The organism is Micromonospora xinjiangensis, from assembly GCF_056150165.1.
The window spans coordinates 814,686-832,504 of sequence record NZ_JAXCFO010000002.1 but is presented as its reverse complement, the minus strand read 5'-3'; the positions used below and the strand labels follow the sequence as shown (position 1 = coordinate 832,504).

General features: G+C 75.6%; 15 protein-coding genes. 8 read left to right on the top strand and 7 right to left on the bottom strand.

Features of this window, described 5'->3' with window-relative positions; translation table 11 throughout:
* Positions 1–124: 124 nt before the first annotated feature.
* A complete protein-coding gene (locus SM573_RS10735; protein ID WP_474613760.1) occupies positions 125–421 on the bottom strand; it encodes a DUF6412 domain-containing protein in 297 nt (98 codons plus the stop codon).
* A gap of 175 nt (positions 422–596) precedes the next feature.
* Between SM573_RS10735 and SM573_RS10730 the strand changes: the two genes are divergently transcribed.
* The 4 genes from SM573_RS10730 (at position 597) to SM573_RS10715 (ending at position 5,627) form a co-directional block, all read left to right on the top strand.
* Positions 597–1,745, top strand: a complete 1,149-nt coding sequence (locus SM573_RS10730; RefSeq protein ID WP_474613759.1) for a carboxylate-amine ligase — start codon at positions 597–599, stop codon at positions 1,743–1,745.
* A gap of 12 nt (positions 1,746–1,757) precedes the next feature.
* Positions 1,758–3,137, top strand: coding sequence for an FAD-dependent oxidoreductase (locus SM573_RS10725; RefSeq protein WP_474615982.1), 1,380 nt, complete (start codon positions 1,758–1,760; stop codon positions 3,135–3,137).
* 113 nt (positions 3,138–3,250) lie between these two features.
* The gene (locus SM573_RS10720; RefSeq protein ID WP_474613757.1) at positions 3,251–4,672 is read left to right on the top strand and encodes a WGR domain-containing protein; all 1,422 of its coding nucleotides are present in this window, start codon (positions 3,251–3,253) and stop codon (positions 4,670–4,672) included.
* Between the two features lie 76 nt (positions 4,673–4,748).
* The gene (locus SM573_RS10715; RefSeq protein WP_474613756.1) at positions 4,749–5,627 is read left to right on the top strand and encodes an aminoglycoside phosphotransferase family protein; all 879 of its coding nucleotides are present in this window, start codon (positions 4,749–4,751) and stop codon (positions 5,625–5,627) included.
* A gap of 76 nt (positions 5,628–5,703) precedes the next feature.
* On the opposite strand, the gene SM573_RS10710 is transcribed toward SM573_RS10715, so the two are convergent.
* Positions 5,704–6,297 (bottom strand): NADPH-dependent FMN reductase, encoded by a 594-nt coding sequence (locus SM573_RS10710; protein WP_474615981.1) that lies wholly within the window; start codon positions 6,295–6,297, stop codon positions 5,704–5,706.
* Between the two features lie 102 nt (positions 6,298–6,399).
* On the opposite strand from SM573_RS10710, the gene SM573_RS10705 reads away from it, so the two are divergent.
* Positions 6,400–7,236, top strand: a complete 837-nt coding sequence (locus SM573_RS10705) for a helix-turn-helix domain-containing protein (RefSeq protein ID WP_474615980.1) — start codon at positions 6,400–6,402, stop codon at positions 7,234–7,236.
* A gap of 133 nt (positions 7,237–7,369) precedes the next feature.
* Here the strand turns inward: SM573_RS10705 and SM573_RS10700 are convergent, their stop codons facing one another.
* Positions 7,370–8,179, bottom strand: a complete 810-nt coding sequence (locus SM573_RS10700; protein WP_474613753.1) for an Fpg/Nei family DNA glycosylase — start codon at positions 8,177–8,179, stop codon at positions 7,370–7,372.
* A gap of 124 nt (positions 8,180–8,303) precedes the next feature.
* Here SM573_RS10700 and SM573_RS10695 point away from each other — a divergent pair, with 124 nt between their 5' ends.
* From SM573_RS10695 to rocD, 3 genes are all read left to right on the top strand, one after another.
* Positions 8,304–8,993, top strand: a complete 690-nt coding sequence (locus SM573_RS10695) for a thrombospondin (RefSeq protein WP_474615979.1) — start codon at positions 8,304–8,306, stop codon at positions 8,991–8,993.
* A gap of 322 nt (positions 8,994–9,315) precedes the next feature.
* Positions 9,316–10,131: a dimethylargininase gene (gene ddaH / locus SM573_RS10690; RefSeq protein WP_474616062.1), complete on the top strand. Its 816-nt coding sequence runs from the start codon at positions 9,316–9,318 to the stop codon at positions 10,129–10,131.
* The gene (gene rocD, locus SM573_RS10685; RefSeq protein WP_474615978.1) at positions 10,128–11,342 is read left to right on the top strand and encodes an ornithine--oxo-acid transaminase; all 1,215 of its coding nucleotides are present in this window, start codon (positions 10,128–10,130) and stop codon (positions 11,340–11,342) included. The genes ddaH and rocD overlap by 4 nt, the downstream gene beginning before the upstream one ends.
* A 51-nt stretch (positions 11,343–11,393) precedes the next feature.
* Here the strand turns inward: rocD and SM573_RS10680 are convergent, their stop codons facing one another.
* The 4 genes from SM573_RS10680 to SM573_RS10665 form a co-directional block, all read right to left on the bottom strand.
* Positions 11,394–12,545: an FHA domain-containing protein gene (locus SM573_RS10680; protein ID WP_474613750.1), complete on the bottom strand. Its 1,152-nt coding sequence runs from the start codon at positions 12,543–12,545 to the stop codon at positions 11,394–11,396.
* Positions 12,542–12,835, bottom strand: a complete 294-nt coding sequence (locus SM573_RS10675; protein ID WP_474613749.1) for a 4a-hydroxytetrahydrobiopterin dehydratase — start codon at positions 12,833–12,835, stop codon at positions 12,542–12,544. The genes SM573_RS10680 and SM573_RS10675 overlap by 4 nt, the downstream gene beginning before the upstream one ends.
* 139 nt (positions 12,836–12,974) lie before the next feature.
* Positions 12,975–14,024 (bottom strand): fatty acid desaturase family protein, encoded by a 1,050-nt coding sequence (locus SM573_RS10670; protein WP_474613748.1) that lies wholly within the window; start codon positions 14,022–14,024, stop codon positions 12,975–12,977.
* 124 nt (positions 14,025–14,148) lie between these two features.
* Positions 14,149–17,808, bottom strand: coding sequence for an SCO7613 C-terminal domain-containing membrane protein (locus SM573_RS10665; protein WP_474615977.1), 3,660 nt, complete (start codon positions 17,806–17,808; stop codon positions 14,149–14,151).
* Between the last annotated feature and the right edge of the window lie 11 nt (positions 17,809–17,819).

The window sequence follows — 17,819 nt, the reverse complement described above, 5'->3', positions numbered from 1 at the left end:
TCCCTCGGGTGCGATTCCGGTGGCCCCGCGGGCAACGGACGGCCCGCGGGGTGGATGACGACGGAATCGGCACGCGCGGCGACGCGTCCGGGGCTTCCCCGGCCGGGCCGGCGGCCCGGCGACGCTACGCGGCCGAGGGGTGGACGCCCGGTGCGCGGGGGCGCGGCCGCCCGGGCGCGTCCGGGTCCACCTGGCGGGGCACCCGCCGGTGACGGGAGCGGGCCCGCAGGCCGCCCGCCCGGGCGTCGCCGCGGGGCGCGCCGCCGAACCCGACGGCACGGGCCGCAAGCAGGGTGGCGAGCAGCAGCGCCACGCCCAGCGCGGCGCCGGCGAGCACGCCGGCCGGCTGGTCCGCGAGCAGGGCCAGCTGGGCGCAGGCGTACGCCCACACGCCCGATCCCCAGCCCGGCCAGAACAGCACGGCGCCACCCTAGGACCGGCTCGCAAGCCGGCGGGGCCGGGCGCCGGAGCCCGCTCCCGGCGCGACACACCGCCGCCACGCCGGTACGGCGTTTCCGCTCACGACCACCCTGGGTAACCACCGGGGCGACCCGGGGCGGACGGACCGCGATCGGCAGAACGGACGGTGGTGCAGGATGACGGGTCAGTTGGCGGAGGCGCCGGGTCGGCCGGTGGACGGAACCGATCTGCTCACGGTGGGTGTCGAGGAGGAGTTCCTCCTCGTCGACCCGCACACCGGCGCCGCGGTGCCCGCCGTCGACCTCGTGCTGGAGCAGGTGCCGCCGGAGCTGCACGGGCAGGTGGAGCGGGAGTTCCAGACCAGCCAGATCGAGATCGGCAGCCCGCCGGGGCTGGACCTGCACTCGATCCGGCACTCGCTCGGGGTGCTGCGGGCGGCGTTGGCGGACGCGGCCGAGCGGGCCGGCGTACGGCTGCTGGCCATCGGCACCGGGCCGGTCGACGGCCCCGTCCCGCCGGTGGTCGACAAGCCCCGGTTCGACCGGATGATCGAGCGGTTCCGCCTGCTCGTCCCCGGGCCGGGCAACAACGGCATGCACGTGCACGTCGGGGTGCCCGATCCGGAGATCGGCGTCCAGGTGCTCAACCACGTCCGGCCCTGGTTGCCGACACTGCACGCGGTCACCACGAACTCGCCGTTCGCCCGGGGTGAGGACACCGGCTACGCGAGTTGGCGCTCGGTGGAGTGGGAGCGCTGGCCGTCGGTGGCGCCGACGCCCTACCTGGACTCGCACGAGCACTACCAGCGACTGATCCGGCAGTTGATCGCCAGCGGCGTGATGCTCGACGAGGGGATGCTCTACTGGTACGCGCGGCTGTCGGCGAAGTACCCGACCGTGGAGATCCGCATCGGCGACGTCTGCCCCTCGGTGGACGACAGCGTCCTGGTCGCCGCGCTCGTGCGCGCGATGGTGGCGACCGCGATCGACGACATCGCCGCCGGGCGGCCACCGATCCGCACCGACCACCACCTGCTCGTCGGCGCGCACTGGCGGGCCGCGCACGACGGGCTGGAGGGTGACGGCGTCGACGTGACCACCGGCGAGCTCCGGCCGGCGTGGGAGCTGCTGGACCGGTTCGTGGCGCGGGTCCGGCCGGCGCTGGAGGGGCACGGCGACTGGGCCGAGGTGAGCGACCTGCTGGGTGCGCTCCGCCGACACGGCACCGGCGCCGCGCGGCAGCGGGCCGTGTTCGCCCGGACCGGTCAGCTCGCCGATGTGGTGCGGGACGTGGCGCGACAGACCCGCGGGGCCCGCGTCCCGTGACAGGATGACCTCGTGGCGCAGCGCTTGGTGGTCGTGGGCGGGAACGCCGCCGGCATGGCGGCGGCGTCCCAGGCCCGGCGGCGCCGCGACCGGGCCGATCTGGAGATCGTCGCCTTCGAGCGGGGCAACTTCACCTCCTACTCGTCCTGCGGCATTCCCTACTGGATCAGCGGCCTGGTGTCCGAGGCCGAGGAGCTGGTAGCGCGGGATCCGGAGACGTTCCGCCGGTCGTTCGAGATCGACGTACGGATGCGGCACGAGGTCGTCGCGATCGACCTGGACCGGCGCGAGGTGATCGCCCGGGACCTGGCCGGCGGCGGTGAGGTCCGCGAGCACTTCGACGAGCTGGTGTACGCCGCCGGCGCGGTGCCGTTCAAGCCGGCCTGGGCCGAGACCGACGCCGCCGGCCTGTTCGGCATGCAGACGCTGGACGACGGCGCGGCGCTGCGGGACTGGCTGCAGAGCGAGCCGGAACCGCGCCGGGCCGTCGTCGTCGGCGGCGGCTACATCGGAGTGGAGATCGCCGAGGCGCTGCTGCGCCGCGGCCTCGCGGTGACCCTGGTCGAGCAGGCCGAGCAACCGATGACGACCGTGGACAGCGACATGGCGGAGCTGGTCGTCGAGGCGATGACCAACCTCGGCATCCACGTCCGCACCGGGCTCGCCGTCACCGGGGTCGAGGAGCGGGACGGGCGGGTCAGCGCGGTGGTCACCGAAGAGGGGCCGATCCCCACCGACGTCGTGGTGCTGGGCCTGGGCGTACGCCCCAACACCGCGCTCGCCACCGCCGCCGGTCTGCCGCTCGGGCCCTCCGGTGCGATCCGGGTGGACCGGCGGATGCGGGTGCCGGGCTTGCCCGGGGTGTGGGCCGCCGGGGACTGCGTGGAGTGCCTGCACCGGGTCAGCGGCATGCCGGTGCACGTGCCGCTCGGCACCCACGCCAACAAGCAGGGCCGGGTCGCCGGCATCAACATCGGCGGCGGGTACGCGACCTTCACCGGGGTGATCGGCACGGCGGTGACGAAGGTCTGTGATCTGGAGGTGGGGCGCACCGGGCTGCGGGAGAAGGAAGCCGTGGCCGCCGGGTTCGAGTTCGTCTCGGTGATCGCCGAGTCCACCAGCCGGGCGGGTTACTACCCGGGCACCCGGCCCATGACGGTCAAGCTCATCGCCGAGCGGCCCAGCGGGCGGCTGCTGGGGGCGCAGATCGTCGGCTGGTCCGAGGCGGCGAAGCGGATCGACGCGCTCGCCGTGGCGCTCTGGAACGGCATGACGGTGGACGAGATGACGGCGCTCGACCTCGGCTACGCCCCGCCGTACGCGCCGGTCTGGGACCCGGTGCTGATCGCCGCCCGCAAGGCCGTCGACGCCCTGGACCACGGCAGCCGGTGACCGCCGGCCGGCGGTGACGCGCCCGGGGATTCTGTCGGAGGCGGCGGTTAGTTTGCTCGCGTTGTCGCGCCGGCGATCCGCCGCTCGCCCACCCCCCACCGGAGGCATCCCCCATGGCTCAGGAGACGACCTACCTCGAACTGTCCGAAGTGGACGGTAGCGCCCACAAGTTCTACGAGGTGGTGGTCGACGACACCGCCATGACGGTCCGCTACGGCCGCATCGGCGACCAGGGGCAGGTCAAGACCAGCACCTATCCCGACAACGCCCGCGCCCGGGCCGCGGCCGCGAAGAAGATCGGCGAGAAGATACGCAAGGGATACGCCCCGGCGGTGCCCGGCGTCCGGCAGAAGCGGGCGGTCTCCCGCCGGCAGATCGTCAGCACCCGTTCGACCGCGCGCACCGCCCCCGTCCTGTGGCGCTACGACTCGGGCGCGCCCGCGTTCGGCATCTTCGTCGACGGTCAGAGCTGCATGGTGGGCAACGAGCGCGGGGTGATCACCACCCTCGGCCACGACGCCCGCGTGCTGGGGCAGGTCCGCCTCCCCGACGGGGTGAAGTGCATCGTGGCCGACGACGCGTGGGTCTACGCCGGCTGCGACGACGGCAACGTCTACGACCTCTCCGGCAAGGTGCCCCGGGTGGCGTACGCCATCGCCCCCGACATCGACATCTACTGGCTCGACATCCACGACGGCGTGCTCGGCGTCTCCGACGCCGACGGCGGGATCGCCGCGATCGACCACGAGGACGAGTTCCTCTGGCGCCGCCGCGGTCGCGGCCGGGCGGCGTGGATGGTGCGCTGCGACGCCGACGGGCTCTACCACGGCCACTCGCGGGGGGTCACCGGCTACGACTGGCGCACCGGTCGGGAGCTCTGGCACACCCCCACCGGCTCGGTCCTCTTCGGCTGGCAGGAGCGGTCCGCGGTCTTCGCCGGCACGGCCAGCCGGGAGGTGGTGCGGCTGGCGAAGGACGGGCGCGGCGAGCGGACGTACCACTGCGACGCCCCGGTCTTCTCCTGCGCGACCGCCGAGGGCGGCCGGTACGTCTTCGCCGGCGACAGCCAGTCCTCCGTCTACTGCTTCGACGCGGCCGGCAACCGGCTCTGGAAGCTCGGCACCGGCTGCGGCTCGGCCTACTCGATGCAGTACCACGAGGAGCGGCTGTACGTGGTGACCACGGGTGGCTACCTCGCCTGCATCGACGCGAGCGAGCCGGCGATCCGGGCGGCCGAGGCCGGCACGGTTCCGGAGGTCGTCGACGTGAAGGCGCCGTCCCGGCTGCCCGAGCCGGCAGCCTGGTCCACGGTCGAGGTGACCAGCGACGTGGCCGGCGGTGTGGTGGTGCAGTGCGTGGAGGAGCACGGGAGGCTGCGGGTGCACGTGCTCTCGGCCGGCTACCGGCCGGACTGGTCGGTGCAGTTCCCCAAGGGCATCCGCGAGCCGGGCGCCCGCTACCTGGTCACCGAGGTCCGGGAGTCCGGGCGGGGCGGCTTCTACCGCGCGTACGGCGACATCCGCCGGCTGCGCTGACCCCGGCCGCCGGCCGGACGCTCCACCGGGCCGAACCGGTGGTACGGCTCGGCCCGGCAGGGTCGAGGATGGACCGGTGACCGACGAGTTGCGCGTCCCGGAGGGGCTGGGCTGGGTACGGCGGACCTCCGCCGGCAGGGACTGGTTGGCCGAGCTGCCGGACCGGCTCGCCGCCTGCGTCGCGCGCTGGTCGCTGCGGGTCGGCCCGCCCTTCCCGTACGCCTTCGCCTCGCTGGCGATGCCCGCCGAGCTGCCCGACGGCACCCGCGCGGTGCTCAAGCTCCAGTACCCGGACGCCGAGAGCGCCCACGAGGCCACGGCCCTGGCGCGGTGGGCGGGCGCGGGGGCGGTCCGGCTGCTCGGGCACGACCCGCAGCGGCGCGCGCTGCTGGTCGAGCGCTGCGAGCCGGGAACGCCGCTGCACGGCGTGCCGGCCGATGCCGCCCTGGACGCGGTCGTGGCGCTGCTCCCTCGGCTCCTCGTGCCGGCCGGCCCGCCGTTCACCTCCCTCGCCGAGGAGGCGGCCGGCTGGGTCGAGCGGATGCCGGTCACGTGGGAGCGGGCGAACCGGCCGTACGAGCGGCGGCTGCTGGACGCCGCGCTCGGGCTGCTCGCCGACCTGGTGCCCAGCCAGGGCGAGCAGGTGCTGGTCAACCAGGACCTGCACGCCGGGAACGTGCTACGGGCGGCCCGGGAGCCCTGGCTCGTCATCGACCCGAAGCCGCTGGCGGGTGAGCGGGAGTTCGGCGTGGTGGCGATGGTGCGCGGTGCGGAGCTGGGGCACTCCCCGGAGGCGGCCCGCCACCGGCTGGACCGCCTCAGCGCCGAGCTGGGCCTCGACCGGGAGCGGGTGCGGGGCTGGACGATCGCGCAGACGTTGGCGTGGGGCGTCGCGGACGGGCAGGTCCTGGCGAACCACGTCGAGGTGGTCCGCTGGCTGCTCGACGGGCGCTGACCGGCCCGGGCAGGCATCCCGCCCGGGCCGGGCACGTTTCCCGCCCGTGCCGGGTGGGCGTGCCGAGGGAACCCGCTCAGGCCGGATAGGGAGCCGCGGTGCGCGTGGCGCTCAGCGCGGCGGCCCACCAGGTGAGCTGGTCCAGGAGGGTCTTGGCGTACCCGGGCGCCTCCGGGTCCAGCGGTCGGCCGTCCCGCCACGTGGCGAAGTAGTTCGGGAAGGCCAGGCTGTCGCGGATCGTGACGGCGTGCAGTTCGGTGAGGACGTTCTCCAGGTGGAGGACGGCGTGCCGGCCGCCGCCCGCTCCCCCGTAGCTCACGAAGGCCACGGGCTTGGCCGTCCACTGGGTGAAGTGCCAGTCGATCGCCGCCTTCAGCGAGGCGGGGTAGCTGTGGTTGTACTCCGGCGTGACCAGGATGAACGCGTCTGCCTCCGCGAGGCGCGACGTGAGGGACGCCATCGAAGCCGGGCGCGGGTACGCGTCACCGGCGAACTTCGGCGGGGCCGCCGGCAGCGACAGGGGGATCTCGACGTCGGCGAGGTCGACGACCTCGACGTCGAACCCGCCGTGTTCACGCGCCTGCTCGGCGACCCAGGAGGCGACGACCGGCCCGAACCGCCCCTCGCGGACGCTTCCGACCACGATGACCAAGGTGTGCTTCTCGCTCATGCGCTCCACCGTCCGCCGTCGGGGCGACGGCAGCCAGACCGGGCTCAGGCTGGCCCTCGTGGGGCCACGCTACGCCCGGCCGAGCTGCCTAGACTTCCACGCATGGGTACGCCGTTGGGCGACTTCGTCCGCGCCAAGCGCGACAGCATCCAGCCGGAGTCCTTCGGGCTGCCGGAGCGCGACCGGCGCCGCTCCCCCGGGCTGCGGCGCTCGGACCTGGCCGCGCGGGCCGGCATCAGTGTGGAGTACCTCACCCGCATCGAGCAGGGGCGGGACCGCAACCCGTCGCTGTCCGTGGTGAAGGCGCTCGCGGACGCCCTGAGCCTGGACGCGACCGAGCGCGACCACATCCGCTACCTCGCCAAGATCACCGGTGGCGAGTGTCCGGGGCACCGTCCCCCGTCACCGCCCAACCGCCACGTCCGGCCCACCGTGCGGGAGATGCTCCGGCTGCTCGAGCCCGGTGTCGCGATGGTCACCAACCGCCTGGGCGACGTGCTCGCGCACACGACGGCGTTCGAGCTGGTGATGCGCGGGACGGGGCTGCTCGACTCCCCGGCGCCGAACCTGACGCGCTACGTGTTCACCGACCCGCGCGCCCGGGCGACCTTCCCCGACTGGCACCAGGTCGCCGACGAACAGGCCTTCGACCTGTGGCTCGGGCCCTCCGCGGAGGTGTCCGAGTGGTTCAAGGCCGAGCTGGCGCCCGTCGCCGGGCAGGAGTTCACCCGGCGGCTGCACCGTCACCTGCCCCCACCGCAGGTCCCGCTCCGGCTGCACCACCCGAGCGCGCGCGAGCTGCGCTGGCACCGGGAGCGGCTGGAGCTGCCCAGCACCGACGCGCAGGAGATCGTGGTCTTCCTGCCCGCCGACGAGGCGACCGCGCAGGCCGTCGAGCGGCTCCGGCACCAGCGCGGCGTCCTCCGAGCCGTCGGCTGACGCCCGCCGAGCACACCGCCGGGCGCCGGCTGACGCCCCCGAGCACGCCGCCGGGCGCCGGCCGAGGTCCCCGAGCACGCCGGACGCCGGCCGAGGTCCCCCGACGCATGCCCGGAGGGCGTGCCGACCGGTGTCAGCCGGCCTGGCAGGTCGCGCACCAGTAGAGGTTGCGGCCGGCCAGCTCGCCGCGGCTGACCGCCGTGCCGCACACGTGGCAGGGCGCGCCGGGGCGGCGGTAGACGTACACCTCGCCGCCGTGCCGGTCGACCCGCGGCGCGCGACCCATCGCCTCCGGCAGGTGCTCGTCGCGGACGGTGTCGATGCGCCCCCGGCCGACGGCGACGGTCATGAGGTCGACCAGGTCCGCCCAGATCCGGTCCCAACCGGCACGGTCCAGCGCGCGGCCGGGCAGGGTCGGCGGCAGCCCGGCCCGGAACAGCGCCTCCGTCACGAAGATCAGCCCGGTGCCGGCCACCACCGACTGGTCGAGCAGGAGCGCGGCCAGGGGCGTGGAGCTGCGGGAGATCCGCGCGTACGCCCGGTCCGGCTCGGCGTCGGCGCGCAGCGGGTCGGGGCCGAGCCGGGCGCGCAGCGCCGCCACCTCGGGCGGGGTGAGCACCTCGCAGGCAGTCGGGCCGCGCAGGTCGAGCCAGTGCCGGTCGCTGGTGAGGCGCAGGCGGATCTGGCCCACCGGCTCGGGCGGCTCGCCGTCGCCGTCGGTGACCTTGCCGTAGAGCCCGAGGTGGACGTGCAGGGTCAGCTCGCCGGCGTGGTGGTGCAGCAGGTGCTTGCCGTACGCCTCGGTGGCCTCGAGGACGGTGCCGCCGAGGAGGGCGGCGCCCTCGGCGAAGCGGCCCTGCGGGCTGGTGGCGTGCACCTTGTCGCCGGCGAAGAGCGCGGCGTGGCGGGCCGCCAGGCGGTGGATGGTGTGTCCCTCTGGCACGACCAGCAAGCGTAGCCGGGGTCGCTCACCCGTTGCCGGTGTCGGAAAACGGTCATTCGGGTACTTGCTGGTGACGCGGGTGCCGCGCGTGCCACGGCCACCCGCCCTACCCAGGAGGTGAGTTGTGGTCAGGATTCCTTCGCTGTCGCGCCAGCCGGCGCGCGACGAGAACCTCGACGGCCGCGTCGACGGCCGCGACGCCGTCAGCGGCGTGAGATCGGACGACACGACGGTCGACACCCGCGACCGGGCCGCGGAGCGGGGCGCCGCCGCCCGCGCCGCCACGGCCCGGCCGGTCGACGCCGGCACCCGGCCCGCCGCGGTCACCGACACCCGGCCGGGGCCGGCCACCACCGGCTCCACCCCGGACCGTCCGGTCGCACGCGCCGCCGAGCCGGAGCGCGACCGGGTCGTGCGCCCCGAGCGGAACCGCCCACTCGACCCGGACGCGGAGCGGATCGAGCCGGAGCGGCGGCTCGTCCCCGGGCCGAAGCCGCGCGCCAGCCTGCTCGCCACCCTCGGCCTGGTGCTCGGCGTCGGCGGTGCGCTGTTCGTGCTGACCGGCACGCTGGCCGGCTACGGCATCGGCCTCGGCGCGGTCGGCGCGGTGCTCTCCGTGCTGGGCCTGGTGGCGACGCGGCGTCGGCACATCGCCGGCAAGACCGACGCCCTGCTGGGCATCGGTCTCGGCCTCTCCGCCGTGGTCATCGGCGTGCTGGCGATGACCGGCCTGTTCGACTGGCCGACCACCGACGGCGACTGGGTGCCGCGGTTCCGGGAGTGGCTTGATTCACAGTTTGTGGACCGGTTCTGACGGGCACTGTCCGGCTCGCCGGCGGTGCGCCGGTGACAGCGCCGGTGGTGCACCGGCCAGCCCGATCAGTTCCGGTGGTTCACCGGCCGGGCGACACAGGTTCAGGGGCGGCGGTTCGCCGCCCCTGAAGTGTTTCCGCCCCATTCCCGCTGCGGCACAATGATTCGCCGCTCCCTAGCTTCTACACGCAACGATCCGTCGCCCCGTGCAACTTCCTGCGGTGGATCCTTCCGGGCAAGGCCGAATACCGTTGAACAACGGCGCCAGCCCGTGGGCCGACGGTGGCCGGGCGCGCCCGACCCCTGGGAGCAGGACAATGACGATGGACGCCACCCGCCAGCGCTTTCTGATGTGCCGGCCGACGTACTTCGCCGTGGACTACGCGATCAACCCGTGGATGGACCCGACCGCGCCCGTCGACGCCGACCTGGCGATCCGGCAGTGGGAGCAGCTGCGGCAGGTCTACCGCGACCTGGGCCACACCGTCGAGGAGATCGCTCCGGTGCCCGGCCTGCCCGACATGGTCTTCGCCGCCAACGGCGGCACGGTGATCGACGGCAAGGCGATGGCGGTGCAGTTCCGCGACCCGCAGCGCGCCGACGAGGCCCCGGCCTACCGGGCCTGGTTCGAGGCCGCCGGCTTCGAGATGTACGACCCCAAGCACGTCAACGAGGGTGAGGGCGACATCCTGCTGGTCGGCGACCTGCTGCTCGCCGGCACCGGGTTCCGCACCGCGCACGCCTCCCACGCCCAGTTGCAGGAGGTCTTCGGTTACCCGGTGATCACCATGCAGCTGGTCGACCCGCGCTTCTACCACCTGGACACCGCGCTGACCGTGCTCGACGAGCGGACGGTCGCCTACCTGCCGGAGGCGTTCTCGCCCGGCAGCCAGGCCGTGCTGCGGCGCCTCTTCCCCGACGCGGTGCACGCCACGATGGCCGACGCCGAGGTGCTCGGCCTCAACGCGGTGAGCGACGGCCGGCACGTGGTGCTGCCGGCGCAGGCCACCGACCTGGCCGCAAAGCTGCGCGACCGGGGCTACGAGACCATCGGTGTCGACCTGTCCGAGCTGCGTAAGGCCGGCGGCGGACCGAAGTGCTGCACGTTGCGACTCCGACAGGGAAAGGCGAGCAAGTGATCGACGACATGCTGCGGACGCCGGGCGCCGTCCGGGACGCGGAACGCTGGACCGCGCACAACTACCACCCGCTGCCGGTGGTGATCACCTCCGCCGAGGGGGCCTGGCTGACCGACGTGGACGGCCGCCGCTACCTCGACTTCCTGGCCGGCTACTCGGCGCTCAACTTCGGTCACCGCCACCCCCGGCTCGTCGAGGCGGCCCACGCGCAGCTCGACCGGCTCACCCTCACCAGCCGCGCGTTCATCCACGACCAGTTCGCCGCCTTCTGCCGGGAGCTGGCCGAGCTGTGCGGCAAGGACATGGTGCTGCCCATGAACACGGGCGCCGAGGCGGTGGAGACCGGGATCAAGGTGGCCCGCAAGTGGGGCTACCAGGTCAAGGGCGTGCCGGCCGGTCAGGCCAACATCGTGGTCGCCGAGGGCAACTTCCACGGGCGTACGACCACCATCGTCAGCTTCTCCACGGACGAGGACGCCCGCGCCGACTTCGGGCCGTACACCCCGGGCTTCACGGTCGTCCCCTACGGCGACCTGGACGCGCTGACCGCCGCGATCGACGAGAACACCGTCGCCGTGCTGCTCGAACCGATCCAGGGCGAGCAGGGCGTGGTGGTGCCGCCCGAGGGCTACCTGCCGGGCGTCCGACGGGTCTGCACCGAACGCGGCGTGCTCTTCATCGCCGACGAGATCCAGTCCGGCCTCGGTCGCACCGGGGCGACCTTCGCCTGCGACCACGAGGGCGTCACGCCCGACATGTACCTGCTCGGCAAGGCGCTGGGCGGCGGCATCGTGCCCGTCTCGGCCGTGGCCGCGAACGCCGACGTGCTCGGCGTGCTCAAGCCGGGCCAGCACGGCTCCACCTTCGGTGGCAACCCGCTCGCCTGCGCGGTGGCCGTCGAGGTGGTCCGGCTGCTGGCCACCGGCGAGTTCCAGCGGCGCTCCGCGGAGCTGGGCGAGCGGCTGCACGCCGGGCTCCAGGGGCTGGTCGGGAAGGGCCTGATCGCCGTCCGGGGCCAGGGCCTCTGGGCCGGACTGGACATCGACCCGGCGCTGATGACCGGCCGCGAGGCGTGCGAGCGGCTCGCCGAGCGCGGGATCCTCGCCAAGGACACCCACGGCTCGACGATCCGCCTCGCGCCGCCGCTGGTGGTCACCGAGGAGGAGATCGACCACGCGGTGGCCCAGCTGGCCGCCGTCCTGTCCGCCTGACCCACCCGCGCCCGGCCGGCCCGCCCGGCCGGGCGCCGGGCGGGGTGGGCGTCAGGCGCGCGGCAGGCGCATCGCCATGGTGGGGGCCTCGGCCATCACCGAGGTGGGGGTGTACGCCGCGCCGGTCGGCAGCTCCTCGGCGCGGCCCACCTGCACACCCGGGTAGAGCTCGACCATGTCGTTCTCGGCCAGCACCCGGGACTGCCGGGGCGCGAGCGGGATTCGTTCCGTCTCGGTCATCGAGCCGCCCGGACGGATGCCCGAGCCGTTGGTGCTGACGTCGGTCACGATCACCTCGCCGACGCGCAGTTCGAGCCGCAGGTGGTTGCGGCTGATCCAGCGGCGCGCCTCGTCGTTGAGCCACTGCCCGAGCACGATCCCGCCGTCGCCCTCGGGCGCCCGGCCGACGAGCACCGGCTGCTCCTCGCTGAGCACGAACCGACGCCGCACCAGGCCACCGATCCGCACCGCGAGCACCTCCGTACGCGGCCGCGGCCCGGCGTCGCCGAGCCGGGTGCCGTGCCGGGGGCAGGTGGGTACGCCGCCGCGCAGCGTGGGCGGCGCCTGCCCGGCGGGGCTGCTCTGCACCCGGGCCAGGTCGGCGAAGGCCCCTCCGCCACCGCCGCCGCCGAAGAGCGCGCACCCCGGCTCCGGGCACCGCCACTGGCGGGCCAACAGCTTCACGCCGGCCGGCGAGCGCGGGCCGCTCGCCGGCTTGTCGCCGCCGCCGACCTGGGCCCGGAGGACGGGACCCCCCGCGCCGGGCACGGGGGCCAGCACCCGACCGGGCTCGTCCGTGACCCACGGGAAGCGCCCCCGCAGCCCGTCGAACCGGGCGCGGCTGACCACCGGGAGGCCGAGCAGGTCGGCCACCTCCAGCACCCGGTCCCCGGGCTTGTCGAGCACCTCGACGAGGCCGTCGTCGGCCCACCGACGCACCACCATGCGCTCGTTGGAGGTCAGGTCGGCGTCGGAGAGCAGCGCGCGGTGCACCACGGCGTAGACCTGGACGCTGTCCTCCTCCAGCTGCCGGGAGAGCGCGTCGATCACCATACCGAGCCGGAGCAGGCTCGCGGGACGGCCGCCGTCGATGTCCTGGTACCGGATCACCTCGGCCAGGTCGAGGACGGCCCGGGCCAGTGAGGGGTCGGTGCAGACCCGCCCCTCGATGGCGTCCAGCACCTTGCTGATCTCGAATCTCATCGGGCGCTCCCCACGATCTCGTCGATCCGACGGGCCAACGTGACGTCGCGGTGGGTGACACCGCCGGCCGAGTGGGTGACGCACCGGAACGTCAGCGTCCGCCACCGGATGTCGATGTCGGGATGGTGGTCCAGCTCCTCGGCGATCACGGCGACCCGGTCCACCACCGCGATGGCGGCCGGGAAGCTGGCCAGCTCCACGGTGCGGCTGATCCCGGACGGGTCCCCCGACCACCCGGCCAGCCCGCTCAGCTCCTGTTCCACCGCCTCCGCGGTGAGCACGTCTGCCATGGGCCGACCCTACCGGGGCGGGGAGCGGTAGCGACGGCTGCCCGCGCCCGGCGCGCGGCCGACGGTGCGCTCACGCGGTGGACGCGCAGCGGGGGGCGGCGCGTGTGCGCCGCCCCCCGCTCCCGCCGGCCCGCCCGGCTCAGCCCCGGAGCGGACGCCCGACCTCGTGCAGGTGGGCGAGCGCCTGACGGTACGAGTCGACGAGCCCCGTCTCCGCGTACGGGATGCCGTGCTCGGCGCAGTACGCCCGCACGATCGGCTGTGCCCGGCGCAGGTTCGCCCTCGGCATGTTGGGGAAGAGGTGGTGCTCGATCTGGTAGTTCAGGCCCCCGAGCGCCTGGTCCACGAACCAGCCGCCCCGCACGTTGCGCGAGGTGAGCACCTGCTTGCGCAGGTAGTCCAGCTCGTCCTCCGCCGTCGGCATCGGCATGCCCTTGTGGTTGGGGGCGAACGAGCACCCCATGTAGAGCCCGAACAGCCCCTGGTGGACGGCCGCGAACAGCAGCGCCTTCCCCGGTGACATGGCGAGCAGGAGCACGCCCAGGTAGCCGGCGGTGTGCAGGCCCAGCAGCAGCACCTCGACACCGCGGTGGCGCATCGGCGTGCTGAACCGGCCGTCCGACTCGCGGCCGACGATCGCGCGGATGCTGGCCACGTGGAGGTTCAGGCCCTCCAGGAGCAGCATGGGGAAGAACAGCCAGGCCTGCCGGCGGGCCAACCAGCGCCCGAACCCGCGCGTGTCGAGCGCCTGCTCGTACGTCCACACCAGCGCTCCGGCGCCGACGTCCGGGTCCTCGTCCTCGTGGTTGGGGTTGGCGTGGTGCCGGTTGTGCTTGTCGACCCACCAGCCGTAGCTGAGCCCCACCGCGAGGTTGCCCGCCAGCAGGCCCACCAGCTCGCTCGGGCCACGCCGGCGGAACATCTGCCGGTGCCCCGCGTCGTGGCCGAGGAACGCCACCTGCGTCGTGGCCACCGCGAGGCCGACCGCGAGCAGCAACTGCCACCACGAGTCGCCGACCGCGAGGACCGCCACCCAGCCGGCCGCGAAGGCGGCCAGGGTGAGCACCACCCGGGCGGCGTACCAGCCGGGGCGTCGCTTCAGCAGGCCGGCCTGACTGATTCGCCGGGACAACTGTGCGTAGTCACTCCCCCGCCGTACCGGCGGATCCGCCACCGCTGCCAGCACCATGCTGCGCTCCCGTCCTCGACGTACGGCCGGCCGTACGGCTCGACCCCCGCTGTCAAGTCTCGCGAGATTGGTTGCGCTGAGTAACCCTGACAACCCCCGGATCCGAGGTAGGGACCGCCCTACCTCAGCTCATCCGCCCCACCGCCGCACGGAGCCGGTGCAGGTCCCGGCGCCGGCGCTCGTAGGTGGCCGCCAGCCCGATCAGCGCGAGCCCACCCACCGCCAGGAAGATCCACCGGGGCAGCAGGTCCCAGCCGCGCGCCAGCTCGTGCAGGGCGAGCAGCGTGAGGGCCGCACCGCCGAGCACCACCGGAGCCTGCCAGCGACGGACCGCACCGGCGAGCACCACGGCGAGTGCGGCGGCACCGAGCAGCAACCGCCGCCACGGCTGCGGTTCCCCGGCCACCAGCACGGAGACCAGGCTGGGCGCCAGCGCCGCGCCCAGCCCCGGGCCCAGCGCGAGCCAGCTCGTCAGCCCCGGACGGCTCCGCAGCGCCACGAGACCGGCCGCGAGCGCGAGCACCGCCGCCGGCACGGTGTACGCCTCCAGCAGCACGACCCCACCGGAGGCGAGCAGCAGCCAGGCGCCCAGCAGCTCGCTGCCACCGGCGATGCCCGCGAACACCCACCGCCGGCCGACCGGCTCGTCGCGTCGAAGCAGGCGCAGGCCGACGGCGGCACCCCAGAGGGCGCAGACCGCCGCGGCCGGGCGGAGTTCGTCGAGGGTGAGCAGCAGCGCGAGCAGCGCCACCGCCTGGGCGGCGCCGTCCAGCACCTGCCGCACCAGCCCGCCGGCCACGGCGAGCCCGGCCGGAGCGGCGGGCCGCTCGGCGGGCGGCACGGCGGGCGGCACGGCGGGCGTGGCGGGCAGCGCCGGCCCGGCCGGCACGGGGGACGCGTGCGACGGTGCGGCGGTCGGGGTGAGTGCCGCGACGGCGAGCGTCAGGGCCGCCACCGCCAGCACCGCGAACGCCGCGTCGCGCAGCGGCAGCCCACCGGCGAGTGGTGCCGTCACCGCGAGGGCGGTGCCGGCCGCCACCGCCGAGAGGCAGCCCAGGACGCGCGCCTCGACGCGGCGCCCGGCGGTGCCGACGACCACCGCGGCGACCAGCAGCACGCCGAGGCCGGCCAGGGTGCCGCCCCGCGTCGCGGTGAGCGTGGCCGTCCCGGCCCCGGCCAGCACCAGCCCGACCGGGGCGGCGACCCGGGCGAGCAGCGGTCGCGGCGCGAGCAGCGCGGCCGCCGACAGCGCCGCCACGCCGGTGAGCAGGGTGACCGCCGGGCCGGCCGGCCAGGGCGCGCCGGCCGCCACCAGCAGCACCGGCGGCACGGCGGCGGCGAAGGGTAGGGCGGTGAGCAGCACCGTCGAGCGGGGAGCCCCGGCCGCGCGGCCGGCCACCAGGACCGCGACGGCGAGGACGGCCAGGGCGACGCCGGACGGCAGCGCCGACGGCACCGGTGCCACGTCCGGCGCACCGGACCAGACCGGCACCGCCCGGCCGTACGGGCGCAGCAACGCCCTCAGCACCGCCGGCGCGGCGGCGGCCACGGCCACGGTCAGCAACGTGAACCCGGCGAGCCGGAGCGCCACCTCGTCGCCCCGCCGCGCGGCCGGCCGGACCGGCTCGGATGTGGTGGAAGGGACCGCCGGCACCGGGCGCAGGCCCGCGGCGACCAGCAGCGCGGCCAGGGCCGCGTACGGGGCCACGGGCTCGTCGACCCACGGCAGCACGGGTGCCACCCCGGCCACGGTCGCCGCGACGGCGAGGGCCGTGGCGGCGTACCCGCGCAGTGCGGGCCAGTGGCGGCGGACCGCGAGGAGACCCACGAGCACGAGCCCGACGGCGCCCAGCGCCGCGCGGGCCTGCCACCGGGCGGGCACGTCGGCGGCGAGCAGCGCGACGGCGCCGATCGCGGGCAGGGCGAGCAGCGCGATGGCGAGAGCGCTCCCGGTCACCTCGCGCGGCACCACCGGTGCGCGGCGGCCGAGCCCGGCCAGCGCCACGCCGAGGACCAGGGCCGCCCCCAGAGCGGCGAGCGCACCGGCCGGCGCGGCCAGACCCACCACCAGCGCGTGCCCGAGCAGGCCCGCCGCCAGGCCCGCGGTGCAGGTGACGACCGGCCGCGCACCGACCGGGTCCGGGGCCGGACGGGCGCGGCGGAGCAGCAGGGCCACGAGCAGCACCGCCCCCACCAGGTCCACGGCGACCACCACCGGCCAGTCGAACGGCCGGCTCGCCGGCAGCGCGAGGGCGGCCGGGGCCAGGCCGACCGGGACGGCGAAGGCGCGGACGGCACCCGCGAGCAGCAGCGTGACCGCGCCGACGGCGAGCACCACGGCGACCGGGAGCTGCCAGCCCCAGTCCAGGTCGGGCCCCGGCCCGGCACCCTGCCACGGTGGCAGCGACCCGGCCGCCGCGTCGAGCGCGAGCACGGTGGTGAGCAGGGCGGTGAGGGCCGCCACGCCGAGCGCCACCACCCGCGCCGCGACGTGTGGCCCGCGCCGCCAGCGAGCCGGCAGCGCGGTCACGGCACCGGCCAGCGTGACGACGACCAGCGCTGTGGCGAGCAGGAGCAGTGACGGACGCAGCTCCGCCACCGGCCGCAGCAGAGCGGAGGCGAGCACCGGCACGAGGAGCCCGGTGGCCGCCGGCCGCAGCGCCGGAACGCCGGCGAGCAGCGCCGCGCCGGCCAGCGTGGCCGCCACCAGCAGCAGCGGCGCCCCGGCCAGCAGCGGCGTGCCGGCCGCGCGCCCGGCCACGAGCGGCACCAGCGCGTACCCCGCGGCCCCCAGCAGCGCGCCGCCGAACGCCGTCCAGGTCACCACCCGACCCGCGAGCAGCGTCGCGGCCGGCCGTGGTGCGACGTCGCGGCCGGACGGCTGGCGCGGCCCCGTGCCCGACCCCCGCCCGTCGGCTCCCGACGCCACGCCGACGGCGCCCCCGCCGGTGGCCAGCCGGGCCAGCGCGACCAGCACCCCCAGATTCAGCAGCGCCACCCCGACCAGCACCACCGACCAGCCGGCCGCCGACGGCCGGGCCTCCGCGGCGAGCAGTGGCAGCACCGGCTGGACGGCCGCGAACGCCGCGAACCACGGCCCGCTGAGCCGGCTGAGCCGGGCGTACGCGCACGCCAGCGCCGCGCTGGCCCCCCCGACCAGCGCGGCGTAGCGGGTCCCCGGCCAGGAGGACACCCCGGCCAGGTCGACCGACCAGGCGGCGTACCCGTCGAGCACGACGAGCAGCAGACCCACCGCCGCCACGGTCTCCGCGGTGCCGCGCAACCCCCGCCGCACCACGAGCATCGGCACGGTCAGGGCGAGCGCGGTGACCGCGGCCAGGATCAGCGCGCGACCGGCGACGCCGACCGACGCCCACGCCACCGCCGTGAAGACCACGGCGGCCGTGCCGAGGAGCAGTCCACCCAGGACGAAGAGGAGCCCCTGCACGGTCCGGGTGGAGGCCTCCGGTCGGCCGGGGGCCGGTGGACGCCCCGGCACGGGCGGCTGCTGCCACCGGACGGGCACCGGTGCGACCGGCGCGACGCGGGCCCGCACCCGGGCGGCCAGCTCCGCCCGTCGCCCGCGGGTGTGCTGGAGCCGCTGCGCGACCTCGGCGTACGCGACCCGGGCCCGCTCCACCTCCCCGGCCAGCAGCACGATCTGCCGGTCGAGCCGGATCACCTCGGCGGCCTCCGGGTCGGGTGGCCGCCGGCAGTGGGAGCAGCCGGTGGTCAGGTCGGCCGGCGCGCGGCACGCGGGGCACGGGTAGGCGGTGTCGTCCACCGCGTCATCCT

What these genes read in the sequence shown, in the direction of transcription:
- SM573_RS10675 (WP_474613749.1), bottom strand. Translation starts at nt 12,835, where the DNA reads ATGGCAGACGTGCTCACCGCGGAGGCGGTGGAACAGGAGCTGAGCGGG.
- SM573_RS10730 (WP_474613759.1), top strand. Translation starts at nt 597, where the DNA reads ATGACGGGTCAGTTGGCGGAGGCGCCGGGTCGGCCGGTGGACGGAACC.
- SM573_RS10710 (WP_474615981.1), bottom strand. Translation starts at nt 6,297, where the DNA reads ATGAGCGAGAAGCACACCTTGGTCATCGTGGTCGGAAGCGTCCGCGAG.
- SM573_RS10670 (WP_474613748.1), bottom strand. Translation starts at nt 14,024, where the DNA reads ATGGTGCTGGCAGCGGTGGCGGATCCGCCGGTACGGCGGGGGAGTGAC.
- ddaH (WP_474616062.1), top strand. Translation starts at nt 9,316, where the DNA reads ATGGACGCCACCCGCCAGCGCTTTCTGATGTGCCGGCCGACGTACTTC.
- SM573_RS10705 (WP_474615980.1), top strand. Translation starts at nt 6,400, where the DNA reads ATGGGTACGCCGTTGGGCGACTTCGTCCGCGCCAAGCGCGACAGCATC.
- SM573_RS10680 (WP_474613750.1), bottom strand. Translation starts at nt 12,545, where the DNA reads ATGAGATTCGAGATCAGCAAGGTGCTGGACGCCATCGAGGGGCGGGTC.
- SM573_RS10720 (WP_474613757.1), top strand. Translation starts at nt 3,251, where the DNA reads ATGGCTCAGGAGACGACCTACCTCGAACTGTCCGAAGTGGACGGTAGC.